7 protein-coding genes are annotated in these 13857 nt (G+C 39.7%); 2 read left to right on the top strand and 5 right to left on the bottom strand.

Annotation, left to right across the window (positions count from 1 at the left end):
• Positions 1–73: 73 nt before the first annotated feature.
• Together QL986_RS10110 and QL986_RS10105 are read right to left on the bottom strand one after the other, a co-directional pair.
• Entirely contained in the window at positions 74–1567 is a 1494-nt protein-coding gene (locus tag QL986_RS10110; protein ID WP_138686562.1) for a tryptophan halogenase family protein, read from the bottom strand.
• A gap of 118 nt (positions 1568–1685) precedes the next feature.
• Positions 1686–4478 carry a TonB-dependent receptor gene (locus tag QL986_RS10105; RefSeq protein WP_138686561.1) on the bottom strand — a complete coding sequence of 931 codons (2793 nt, stop codon included), beginning with the start codon at positions 4476–4478 and terminating at the stop codon, positions 1686–1688.
• Between the two features lie 658 nt (positions 4479–5136).
• Here QL986_RS10105 and QL986_RS10100 point away from each other — a divergent pair.
• Positions 5137–6777: an alpha-glucosidase family protein gene (locus QL986_RS10100; protein ID WP_016899530.1), complete on the top strand. Its 1641-nt coding sequence runs from the start codon at positions 5137–5139 to the stop codon at positions 6775–6777.
• 53 nt (positions 6778–6830) lie between these two features.
• On the opposite strand, the gene QL986_RS10095 is transcribed toward QL986_RS10100, so the two are convergent.
• Positions 6831–7385, bottom strand: coding sequence for a TIGR00645 family protein (locus QL986_RS10095; protein ID WP_016899531.1), 555 nt, complete (start codon positions 7383–7385; stop codon positions 6831–6833).
• Between the two features lie 243 nt (positions 7386–7628).
• On the opposite strand from QL986_RS10095, the gene QL986_RS10090 reads away from it, so the two are divergent.
• Positions 7629–7871, top strand: a complete 243-nt coding sequence (locus tag QL986_RS10090; RefSeq protein ID WP_016899532.1) for a hypothetical protein — start codon at positions 7629–7631, stop codon at positions 7869–7871.
• Between the two features lie 166 nt (positions 7872–8037).
• Here QL986_RS10090 and topA read toward each other — a convergent pair whose 3' ends face one another.
• Positions 8038–10746, bottom strand: a complete 2709-nt coding sequence (gene topA / locus QL986_RS10085; protein ID WP_138686560.1) for a type I DNA topoisomerase — start codon at positions 10744–10746, stop codon at positions 8038–8040.
• A gap of 253 nt (positions 10747–10999) precedes the next feature.
• Positions 11000–13711 (bottom strand): Ig-like domain-containing protein, encoded by a 2712-nt coding sequence (locus tag QL986_RS10080; RefSeq protein WP_290191502.1) that lies wholly within the window; start codon positions 13709–13711, stop codon positions 11000–11002.
• Positions 13712–13857 lie beyond the last annotated feature (146 nt).

The raw sequence follows: 13857 nt of genomic DNA, 5'->3' as shown, positions 1-13857 counted from the left end.
TACGTATTCACAGCTATATTCAGACCCTGTTAACCCAAAAATTAAACTGCCAGCATGAAACTTTTTTTGGGGCTTACTTTGGTTTTAAACTACTTAAAAATACGGTGTGACTTGGCAGTTGCTCTACCGTTGAATTTATTAATGTTTTTAAATTACTAAATAACTCGGCTAATTGCTCATTGGTTAATGAATCTGCTAGTGCACCGTAATCATCGGGTAATAGGCCTTGACCTATCATGACTTGTTGCCATGCCACTTCGGCAAATAACTCGTCGTTTTCGCGCACTACTTTGCCTGTTTGTTTAAATAAATCCATTTTATGCGCTAACGATTGCGGAATTTCCATTTGCTTACATTGACGCCAAAATGGAGTATCTTCCCGCTCAGTTAGCTTATAGTGCAAAATAATGAAGTCACGAATATGCTCGATTTCGGTGATGCTTTGCTTATTAAATTCTGTTACTAACGCATCACTAACCCCATGGCGAGGAAATAACTTAATTAAACGCGTCACAGCACTTTGTATTAGGTGAATACTGGTTGATTCAAGTGGCTCTAAAAACCCACTCGATAAGCCAATGGCAACGACGTTTTTATGCCACTGTTTTAAACGACGACCTGTTTTAAACTTAATTAATCGGGGTTCAGTAATAGGCTCTGCAGGAAGATTATTGAGTAATAATTGTTTTGCGTCGTCATCAGATATATGGCGGCTACAATATACTAAGCCATTCCCCATTCTGTGCTGTAAGGGAATTTGCCACTGCCAACCGGCACTGTGCGCAATTGAACGTGTATAAGGTTTTAATTCATCATTTGATGCTGTTTGTACTGCAATGGCGCTATCGCAGGGTAAGTAGTGCGACCAATCTACATATCCAGTATTGAGTGTTTGCTCAATCAGTAAGGCACGCAGACCCGTACAATCTAAAAATAAATCGCCACTGATACTGCTGCCATCATCAAGGGTTAGGCTCTGAATATTGCCACTGGTTGGGCACTGCATGACCTCATTAATTTTAGCATCTAGATGTTTTACCCCCCGCTCTGTGGCTAAGTGCTTTAAAAACTCAGCATACAAACTGGCGTCAAAATGATACGCGTAGCTTAATCCTGGCAACGACGTGTTAGAAATGGTATTCAGTGGAGCAAATTTATTGTTTTTCGCAGCCTGATAATTTAATGAAAAATCCCAAAAATCATCTTTGTTGCCTTGCGTTTGGCCTTTAAGCCAAAAATTATAAAAGTCACAAAAAGGGAAGTTTTTACCCAAAGTGCCAAACACATGCATATAACTGTGTGCTGAGCTTTTCCAGTTTTCAAACTCAATACCAAGCTTAATCGTCGCGTTAGTGGCATTTATAAAGTGTTGTTCATTGATACCCAATGCATTATTTAGCTGCATTATAGGGGGTATAGTGGCTTCCCCTACGCCCACTGTGCCAATGTGAGTTGATTCTATTAGGGTAATATTAATTACTTTACCTAATACTTTATTTAACAGTGCAGCGGCTATCCATCCAGCTGTACCACCGCCTGCAATGACGACGTGTTTTATTGGTTTCATATTATTGCTCACTTTTTTAAATCAGAATTTAAAAAGTTTGATAAAACTTAGGTAAGGTAGTTATAAAAAAGCCCTTGTAAAACTAATTACAAGGGCTAATAACTTAACTAAATTTCAGTTAAAGCTTGTAGCTAAATCCAAGAATAAAGTTACGCCCATAATCTTGGTAATCACGCACTTGTAAAGCATTATCACCACTTAGTGTTGTAAATGGTTCTTCAGTGATATTTTGTACTTGGAATGTCACATTTAAGCCATCTAAGCTCTCAACACCTGCTTCGCCAAAATCGTAACCAACTTGTACGTCCCAAATTGTTTCACCTAAGATATTCACTTGCTGAGTTTCATAACCTGCGTTGTAAATATCACCTTTAAAGTCGCTACGCTTACGCATACTAGTACGTGCTTGGAAGCCATAGTTTTCATAATAAAAAGTTAAGCTTTCAATTTTATCCGACAAACCAGGTAATTCGTATTCATTACCGTTTTGATCTTCAATATCTTGTTCAATTCCTGTATGGCTGGCAATTAAACCAAAACCTTCTAATGAATCACTAAAAATATTAAACGGTAGAGCAAGAGACAATTCATAGCCCCAAAGATCTCCACCACCGCCATTCACTTTACCTGATCCAGTACCGGTACTATTCTCTGGTATCTCACCCGTTGAAGGGTTAGCAACTCCTGACATATCAACTTCGTATACACCATCAAATATCCATTGGCTTAAGTCTTTATAAAATACAGCCGCTGAGAAGTATCCTTCTGCACTAAAGTAGTTTTCATAAGTAAAATCAAAACCCGTTGCTTCTTTTGGTTCAAGTGTAGGATTACCACCAGATACTGACCAATAGTTGCCATTCTCATCAGGACGCTCTGAATTATAGCTCGCATTAACAGAAGCATTCATTTCATCTAGGCGGGCTCGTGAGATAGTTTTGGCGGCACCAAAACGCACAGTTTGATTTTCATCTAGCGCTAAAGATAAATTAAGACTAGGTAAAACATGACTATAATCGTGTGACACATTGTTAGGAACGGCGTCAACTAGACCAGTCACGTCATTCGGCACAGCCGCAAAACCTTGCGAAGATTGCTCAGTTCTAACATAGCGAACACCAAAGTTACCTGTTAATGGTAGTTCACCTACTTCAGCATTAATATCAGCTTGAACAAAAAACGCCGTAACTTTTTCTTGAACTGTGTACGACTGCGTAGTGTGTTTTATATCCGTTAAACTTTCTTGAATTGAGTCATAATATCCATCGTCAACTAGTGCACGGGTATCATAGGCAATCATATCCCCCATACCGATAAAGCCTAAGCTAGCTGTTCCGAGGCGATATTGATCTGGAACGACAAGCGTACCAGGATTATCTAATGAGAAATCGCTTAATGTTAAGTAATACCCTTCAGACTTTTTACTCTTCTCGCGGTCGCGATATGACATACCAAAACTTACTTTGCTTAAGTAATCGTTTTCTAATAGCTTGCTTGCTGCTAGTTTTAAAGTATGTAGTTCATCATTAACTTCAGGTGCATTAATAAAGCCATCTTGTGCGGTGTTTTGATAAGCCGTATCATTTAAGCCGTACTTATTATTTAGCGCTGAGCTGGTTCCCCATGACAAAGGACCACCTAACTGAATTAAAGCATAATCACTATAATCTAACTCGTGGCTAAATTTGGCGCCGGTATTGCCGCCATCAAGTGAGTAACCAATGTTGTCAGCAATACCGTTTGCATCGCCACGGCCTGTGCCAGAATAACTTTGTAAGCTCCAGTCCTTACGCTCAACTTCAGATAAGCTCGCATCAAACTCTACCGACCATGAATCGTCAATGTCATATTTAGTATTAAATCCAAATTGCGTTAATTCAGCATCACGTTCTTCAACATCATTGCGAACTACAACGCGTTGACCTTGCGTTGTTGCACTGGTGATAAAGCCAGACTGTTCATCTACAGTAACACTATTCGGGTCGATGCTACCTTGACCCCAGGCGAAAGGTACTTCAATACCACGTAAGATTTTTTCATCGTTAAAATCTACATATAACGCATCAAACGTCATGTTTAGACGATCATTTGGTGCAGCTTCCACTACTAGCATCGCTGAATCACGTTCAAGTGTTGATGAACGTACGAATGGTTTAGCGCCGCCTAAGATTGAATAATTCTGTCCATCAACGTCGAATTCAGGGTATCCCCAAGAATTCCAGCGTTTTTCTTGATTTGGTGAGCTCATTGTGTTGTAAGCAAATGCAACACCTATAGTGTCATCTGCAAACTGATCAATGTATGAAACCGTGCCACGAAAGCCTTTATCATCACCATCAGGGTTTAGCTTATCAAAACCTGACTGCTCTAACTGACCATTAAACATGATCACGCGCTCGCCTTTACTTAAAGGCTTTACCGTTTGCATGTCGATTACACCGGCAATACCTTCTGCTTCAATGCTAGCACTTGGTGTTTTATAAACGGTTACGCCGCTCATTATTTCTGATGGGTAAAGGTCAAACTCAACACCACGGTTGTCACCAATCGATACTTGCTCACGACCATTAAATGTGGTTGCGCTTTCGTTTTCGCTAAAACCACGAACACTTACACGACTAGCACGGCCATCAAGACGCTGGGCTGTTAAACCAGGTAAGCGTGCAATTGACTCAGCAATAGATGTATCTGGAAGTTTACCAATGTCTTCTGCAGAAATTGACTCAACCACCTGTGTTGAAAAACGCTTAGTATTAATTGATTCAACAACACTACCGCGAAAACCTTTTACTTCGATGATTTCTACATCATCATTTTTTATTGTTTCTTCTTGTGCCGCAGTGGTGGCAAAGCTTGATAGTCCGGCAGCAGTTAATGCTAGCGTTAGTATACTTGGTTTGAACATAGCCATAATGTTTTCCCGTTACCCATAATGTGATACCCGCTTACTTGCTTAAGTGATAGTTAAGCCTGCGAGCTTATTTTGTTGTCAGGATGAATATTAACGCTCGTATTATTTTATTAACAACTTTATGCATACGTATTCAAAGTTACACCACACGCATTAAGTTAACATTAAATTTACACACTATTTTATAAGTGACTGTTTTATTATGAGTTATTTTAGTGCAATTAGCATTTATAGCTTTAATGATAGTCATTATTTATTTTTTGATAAAATAAGTGTGTCATTAAACATAAATAAAGTGACACGACGCTATTTTATTTTCTAATTTATTATTATGGAGAACATTTATTTATGTACAATTGGTAAGACCAATATTAATAATCACCAATTTAGTGCACCCCCTTATTTTTAAGCACCTAAATAATGCAAACAATAAATTAACAATTTAACAAACCAAATTGGTAAAGAGATATTCAATAAACCGGCGTTAAAATCGATGAAATAAGCGATTGATTTAACCTCTTTTAATGGCCTTAAAACGGTGCATACGTATGCAGACTTTTTACAGTATGACGGGCTTCAAGTATGCTTTTTCAAATAAACGAGGATTAACACCTCTAAAAAAGAACAACACAAAGACAGTGTGAAAACGGAGAAAGGCATGGCCCAAAAGCAATGGTATAAAGGTGCGGTTATTTATCAGGTTTATCCGCGTAGCTTTCAAGATAGCAACAACGATGGCATTGGTGACTTAAAAGGGATAATTAATCGCATTGATTACATTAAAAGCTTAGGGGTGGATGCTATCTGGATCTCACCTTTCTTTAAATCACCTATGAAAGATTTTGGTTATGATATTAGCGACTATCGCGATATCGACCCCCTTTTTGGTAACTTAGATGATTTTGATGAGCTCATTGCGCAAGCACATCAACGCGATATTAAAATTATTATAGACCAAGTGCTTAGTCACACCTCAGATCAACACCAATGGTTTATTGATAGCCGTGAAGATTTAACCAACGATAAAGCTGATTGGTATGTATGGGCCGATGCTAAAGAAGACGGAACAGCACCAAACAACTGGTTATCAATTTTTGGTGGCGGTGCATGGCAATGGGAGCCGCGTCGTGGACAATACTACTTACATAACTTTTTCACGGAACAGCCAGATCTTAACTTTCATAACCCTGATGTTCGCCAAGCTGTATTAGATAATGTTGAGTTTTGGCTTAAAAAAGGCGTTGATGGTTTTAGGTTAGATGCAATTAACTTTTGCTACCATGACGCACAGCTTCGTGATAACCCTGCAAAACCAAAAGAAAAGCGTCAGGGCCGTGGTTTTAGTGAAGATAATCCGTATGCTTTTCAGTATCACTACTACAACAACACACAGCCAGAAAACATTGAGTTTATGCGTGATATTCGCACCTTGCTCAATAAATACCCAGGAACCGTGTCACTAGGTGAAATTTCATCTGAAGATTCATTAGCCACCATGGCAGAATACACCCAAGGCGGCGATAAACTGCACATGGGTTACAGCTTTGAGCTACTAACTGATGACTACTCGAGTGAATATATAAGAAACACCGTTACTACACTTGAACAACGTATGACTGAAGGCTGGCCTTGCTGGGCATTTAGTAACCATGACGTAGAGCGCGTTGCAAGTCGTTGGAGCGAAACGGGTGAAGTAAACCCTGCGCAATGTAAGATGTTAACCGCCCTATTGGCCTCGTTACGTGGTAGCGTGTGTATGTATCAAGGTGAAGAACTCGGGCTAGGTGAAGCCAGTGTTGCGTTTGAAGATTTACAAGACCCATACGGCATTACGTTTTGGCCAAACTTTAAAGGCCGTGATGGTTGTCGTACCCCAATGCCTTGGGAAAACCTTGATAGCTCACATGCCAATGCTCACAATGCGGGCTTTAGTGAAGTAAAACCGTGGTTACCTGTTGATCAACAACATAGACTGCAAGCAGTTGCTGAACAAGAGAATGATTCAAACTCAATATTAAATGCGTACCGTGAATTTATGGCATGGCGTAAAAACCAGCCGGTATTACTTGAAGGTGATATTGAGTTTTTACAAACCAAAGAGCCAATTTTAGCGTTTTACCGTACTCTAAACGATGAAAAAATGTTGTGTGTATTCAATTTGAGTGCTTCACAAGCAAAACTTACTATTAATGCAAGTGTTGAAAATGAACATAGCGACCTTTCTCATCACAACGCAAAGCTTGATAATGAAACACTGACAGTTGAGCCATTTGGTTGTTATTACGCCCACTGCAGTTAATATTTATATTATTATAAAAAACCCGAGCACTGCTCGGGTTTTTTTAGCATTTTTTAATGGCTAATTGTTTTACTATTTAAGTAATCAGTAAATGCAAACAGTACACCCGACACAACAAAGGTAACGTGTATAAGCACTTTCCAGAGTAATTCATCACTTGAATGAGATGCAGAGCTTATAAACACCTTTAGTAGCTCAACGGCTGAAATGGCGACTATTGCACTAATCAGTTTCATTTTTAAACCAGAAAACCCTACTTTTCCCATCCATACGGGACGGTCCTCATGATTTTCTATATTAAGCTTAGAGACAAAGTTTTCGTAGCCACTGAATATAATAATTAATAAAAGTCCAGCTAACAAAGCGGTATCAACCAAAGTTAATATACCCACCAACAACTCTTGATTACTGGCAGTAAACGTTGCGATCCCCATCAAATACAGCTGTTTAAAAAATTTTATTAGTAATAAAACCACAGCAAATAGTAAACCGACAAAAAATGGGGCTAATAACCAGCGTCCTTTGAATATAAACGACTCAAGAGCATGCTCTACTTTATGAACAGGTTGTATTTTTTTATTTATATTATTTGTATCTGGCTCTGACATAAGAACACCTAAAAATTAAAACGCGACATTAGCCTAAATTTAGCTGTAACACAATTAGTTAAGGTTAAACACTTTTACGCGATACGCTCATCTTGACGATAAAAATATTTCGTTTCCCTTTATTTTATATTCGATTAAAAATCAATATACCAACAGAGATGTTCTGGCTTGGTTACACTTGTTTTATGTAGGCATTGTATGAATGCATAACTCGATTGTTACTCCATTTTTAGGAATAAGAAAATGAATAAAGCATTACTCGCGTTAATCGTTGCACCATTTTTCGTTTTATCTGCTGCTAATGCAGTGGCAAACGATGCTACAGACGCTTCAGCTGAGACGATTCAAGAATTCACAGAAATGTGTGTTAGTTGGGCTAAAGAAGACGACGTAAGCAATGAAGAGCTTTATAACTATGTTTTAAAGTGTGTGAATGATGAACTAACATCTGAAGGCTATAACAAAGTCACTGCTGTTAAAATTTAATGAATAATTGAGTGAATTGAACCTAAATTGGTTACATTTTTTAATCCTGTAAAGTAAAAAAACAGATTAGAAATGCCATTGCGATAGGTTTGATTTGACAAAAAAAACCGGAACTGTCCAGGCTGTGCATTCCGGTTTTTTATTACTTAAAGCGGTGAATAATTAATTATTCATCGTCTTTTTTTACTTTTGCTTTCGCTTTACTTTTAGCAGGCGCTTTTTTAGCGGCGGCTTTCTTTTTAGGCGCGGCTTTTTTCTTTGCCTCTTCTACCCATTTACCACCTTCGTAGTGTGCCGTCCAACCAGTTGCTTTGCCATCAACCTCAGTCATTACATACTGTGATTTATTCTTACGACTGTAACGCACAATAGCAAGATTACCATCAGGATCTTTAGCTGGTGCATCAGCTAAGTAGTAAAACTTAGGCGAAATACGATCTCTAAAACGCTGTAACTCTTCTACTTTGGGGGCGCGTGTTTCTCGTGATTTAGGAAACGTATTTGCTGCTAAGAAAATACCTGCAGCACCATCACGTAATACAAAATAGGCTTCAGACTTTTCACATTCTAATTCAGGAATATGAACGGGATCTTCTTTTGGTGGCGCGGCTTCGCCATTTTTTAATAACTTACGGGTATTTTTACACTCGTCATTGTTACAGCCAAAATACTTACCAAATCGACCTGATTTTAATTCCATATCAGCGCCACATTTATCACATTCAATAATAGGGCCGTCGTAACCTTTAATTTTAAACGTACCCTCTTCAACCACATGCCCATGACACGCTGGGTTATTACCACACACGTGTAGTTTACGGGTTTCATCGATAAGGTATGAATCCATCGCTGTTTCACAAATTGGACAGCGCTTCATTTGCATTAATGTTTCTGTTTCAACGTCTTCAACATCAGCTGCAACCGCTTCATCACCCGACACTAAGTTCATAGTGGTAGTACAGCGCTCTTTAGGTGGCAGGTTATAACCAGTACATCCTAAGAATACGCCCGTTGAAGCAGTACGAATACCCATTTTTCTGCCACACGTTGGGCAGTCAATGTCGGTTTCTACCATTTGATTAAGACGCATACCGCCTTCATCGGGTTCACCTTTGGCAATATTCAATTGCGTTGAAAAATCAGCGTAAAATTTATCGAGAACTTGCGTCCAAACACGCTCACCTTCGGCGATATCATCTAAACGGCCTTCCATTTTAGCGGTAAAATCGAAGTTCATTAAATCGGTAAAGTTTTCAACAAGGCGATCGGTGACAATCTCCCCCATTTTTTCAGCGAAAAAGCGACGATTTTCTACTCGTACATAACCACGGTCTTGTATCGTTGATATAATAGAGGCATACGTAGATGGACGACCAATCCCACGTTTCTCGAGCTCTTTAACTAAGCTTGCTTCACTAAAACGAGCCGGTGGCTTAGTAAAGTGCTGCTTAGGATCAAGCTCAACTAACGTGAGCACCTCGCCATGCTTAACAGCAGGCAGCGATTGATCTTCTTCATTCTTTTTACGTACTGCCGGTTGCACTTTAGTCCAACCATCAAAACGTAAAACACGTCCTTTTGCTTTCAATGTAAAATCGTTGGCAGCGACCGTTAAGGTGGTTAAATCGTACTCAGCTGGCACCATTTGACAGGCCACAAACTGACGCCAAATAAGCTCATAAAGCTTTTTCGCATCGGCATCCACACCTTCAACATGCCCAGAAAGCACTGATACGCTAGAAGGACGAATCGCTTCGTGCGCCTCTTGTGCATTACCTTTAGAGCTATAGTTAATCGGATCAGCAGGTAAATACTTGGCACCAAACTCATTGGTTACGTATTCGCGACACATTTCAACCGCATCTTTCGATAAATTAGTTGAATCGGTACGCATATAAGTAATATAACCCCCCTCGTATAAACGCTGGGCAAGCATCATGGTCTTTTTAACGCCATAACCTAATCGGGTACTTGCTGCTTGTTGCATTGTTGAAGTAATAAATGGCGCACTTGGACGGCTCTTACTTGGTTTCTCTTCAACGCTGACAACTTTATATTCGGCATTCTCAAGGCTTTTAACTGCTGCACTAGCCTGAGCTTCATTTACTGGCTTAAATGGCTTGTCTGCTTGTTTAGTGACTTCTAAACGTAGGTCAGACTCGCTATTTTTAACATCGGCATGAATATCCCAAAACTCTTCAGGAATAAATGCTTTAATTTCACGTTCGCGTTCAACTAATAAACGCACTGCAACAGATTGCACTCGACCCGCTGATAAACCACGCGCTACTTTAGCCCATAATAGGGGCGATACCATAAAGCCAACAACACGGTCTAAGAAGCGACGGGTCTGCTGTGCATAAACCATGTCGGTGTTTAACTCACCTGGGGTTTCGAATGCTTGTTGTATTGCATTTTTAGTGATTTCGTTAAAAACAACACGCTTATATTTTTCTGGCTCGCCACCAATTATTTCTTGAAGGTGCCAAGCAATAGCTTCCCCTTCTCTATCCAAATCCGTTGCGAGATAGATTTGATCAGCATTTTGGGCAAGCTTTTGTAATTCTTGAACAACCTTTTCTTTACCCGGCAATATTTCGTAATGTGGCTCCCATCCTTTTTCAGGATCGATGCCCATTCGCGCGACTAAGTTAGTATAGTCACGTTGCTGTTTATACGCTGCTTTCTCATCAGGTGGCATTTTACGCACCTCAGCAGGCGTTTTGCTTGCTGGTGCTTTGTTTTTGCCAGAACCCGAAGTAGGTAAATCTCGTACGTGTCCAATACTGGACTTAACGATAAAATCATTACCTAAGTATTTATTAATTGTTTTAGCCTTAGCAGGTGACTCTACAATTACTAGCGATTTGCCCATAGTTGCCTATTTCTAACCTAGTTTTTTAAATGTGTTTAGCCGACTCATGCGGCGCGAATATTTATAGGTATATCTACAAACACTAGTTCTTACAAGCTTTTAATACAAACTTTTCAGTATTTACTGAATAAACAAACAATTTCTGTTGTAAATTTAATCAAACCAGTGCTTTTTGAATAATTGATGTGGAATATATAGAATAGAAACAAAAATGCCAACCTTATTGGTTGGCATTTTCTATGCTTTATTAATTTTAAACCTTAGGCTCGTCTAAAATCGACATCACGGTATATTGAGTTTTCACCCCACCAGGGGTCACAAATTCGATGTATAAAAAGCCAGAATCAACATCATTTGGCTCAGCCTCTTTTGTAATATTTACTGAAACAGAGATAGGCACTTGTTGCGCAGTATTCACAACGGTGTAATCTGTTAACCCTCTTAACACACCATTATCGGCACTGACAGTAACTGTAGTACCTGCAGGCAATGGATTGTTATAAATATCACTGAAGAAAATAGTCACTGAAATCGCGCTGTAAGGTGTGGAATTGCTAATATCAATAAGGTTTATGTCACACATACCCGCCATATCGGAAGCTTCTAAGCGAATACCATCACTTAAACTACAGTCATCTAAAGCCGTTACAGCTCTAATGAAAGGTGTACTTCCAGACATCACTAACTCTGAGCGATCGCGTACATTTACTGTTTCACGCGTACATGCATTTGCAGTAAGCGCCTCGTCACTACATAACAAACCATTGTAAATGCCATCGCCGGAATCAAACTGACCATTATTTAGTGCACCAGAGCGCTCCACATACCACTCATCCTCACCGCCATTAGAATTTACTGGGTTTGCAGGTGCGGGTAGATTTCCGTCAAAAATACCATTTTCATTAAAATCTATAAATGCTTCAGGTAAATCTTGTAATGTAGAATCAAACTCGTTTTGATTAAATTCACCGTTAGCAGATACATCATTAAATGATTCTTCACCCACTGAGTATGCTAACAAGCTTACACGCCCACCTAATGGATAATCTATTGGCGCATTACTTGGCGCATCCGCAAGTGATATCGGGTTACCACTACTATCAAAATAGGTAATTAGATTGCCGTTTGCGTCTAGTTGTGACTCTCTGATACCTAATGTACAAGGTGCTGCTTGACCAAAGTAACGGTCGCACTTATCAGCAACAGTATTCTTGTATTTGATATCACTATATGGAATTGGGTTTTGGCTTCGCCACTGCGCTTTACACACACCATCTATGGTGCGACAAAGTAATAAAGGTGTAAATTGTTGATCATCTATTGTGCCTACTGCACCACCTTCGCTGGCTATATAAATTGCCGTGTTATCAGGAACAAAATTATTAAAGTGATCGGCTGCAAATACAGTTAAGTCTGTTGTCACCCCGGCTTCATTTAATGACTCGGTATTAAATGTTTGCACTGCAAGCGTAAAACTGTCTTGATCTGGCACACCAGTGGTAATGGTTATGTCATTTGACACAATAGAGATCACATTATTTTGTGATGTGTCGCCAGCCTCAACTTGATGTGATGCAATAACAGATAAAACTCCTGCGGCTCTTCCTGAGCGGACATTTACAGTTACTAAACCTTCGTTATTGGTAAACTGAAATGCACTGTCTAGCAACGCGCCGCCGGGGTTTTGCGAAAGAGCAAAATCAATCTGCTTTTGACCAACAGGGTTACCATTAATATCTAAAAGTTTAAAGGTAAGCTCTGAGTTTTCAGTGAGAGTCTGACCGCCAGCTCCTTTAATAGCTAACACTTGATTGGTCACACCCATAAACGCGATTGAACCCGTTTGAGCGGCAGCTACATTAATATTAATTGTTTTAGTGGCAACGTTGCCACCGGTAACCACGGTTGCTGTAATCGTATCTATACCATTACAACCATCCGCTTTATAAGTTGCGCTTGCCGTGCCGCCAATGCTAGTTACCACACTATCGATAGTGGCTCTAGGAGTAGATTCTTCTGCACATGCCGAGTTAAATTGTACTTCAAGTGGAGTGGTGAATAAGTTATTGCTGCCATCTACAATCTGAGCGGTAATAATAGTAGTAGAACCTGCAGACAACACATCACCAGTTGCAATACCCGCGCTTAAATTGACATTTACTTGAACAGCGTTAATTTCAAATAAAGCACTCGCAACGCCGCCCTGAGCGGTTAACTCAACTTGGCCAACACCTGAGCTGCTGCCAGGCAATAAATTCAAAATAGCAACACCAAACGCATCCGTTTTAGCCGTTAAGCTTTCAGGTAATAAAATACCTAGCGTTGTTGTCGCTTGAACAAGTACATTACTTGCTGGCGTATTACTGCCAGGTTTGGTGATTTTTGCGTATACAATAGCTTGTTGCCCGAGTAAATTACTATTTTGAGAACATTCAGATGGATCAAGCTCTATAGAATCTCTGTCTATATTTAACCAGCTATCAGGGCAGTTTTGTAAAATTTTAATGTCAATATTTGCGGTTGAGTCATTCGATTGAGGCTCATCACCTGCCGTGTAAAAGCCAAGTTTACTTGTGGCATCTTCGTAACTTGCAACAATGGTTCCTGCTCCTTCAACACTACCCGCGCTAAGCTCGATAGTTGCAACACCGCTGGAATTTGTTAAAGCGCTACCTGTAGCCGGTATAAAAGAACCCAGTGTTGTGGTAAAGCTTACCTCTTGACGCACAACAGGTTGACCATCACTTCCGGTTACCGTTGCAACCACCTCTAGCGGGTTATCAGCAGTAACAATTCTATCTTCAAAATCAAGTTCAACTTGAATTGCTTGTTCGACAACGTCTCCACCGGTGCCTCCAGTATCACCGCCAACGGTTCCACTTTCTTTTTCCAGTGAGCCACCACCGCCACAGGCTATGAGTAATGTGCTGAGCCATATAATGCTGAGCAAACGAGTTAAAGGCATAGGTTTCTCCGTTGCGCTATTACTAAGTTAAACTTATTTACTTAATGTTAACCTATAACTTAGTCTAAAATCTCAGTTTTTTACTCCTTTTTTTGATAAAAATTTTTAAAAAGTTGACGTTTTTTCTGTAAAAAAAATTACATGCT

It is taken from the genome of Pseudoalteromonas sp. APC 3250, from assembly GCF_030407915.1.
Lineage (GTDB): Bacteria > Pseudomonadota > Gammaproteobacteria > Enterobacterales > Alteromonadaceae > Pseudoalteromonas > Pseudoalteromonas tetraodonis.
The sequence above is the reverse complement of the archived record's forward strand: the minus strand, read 5'-3'. Positions and strand labels throughout refer to the sequence as shown.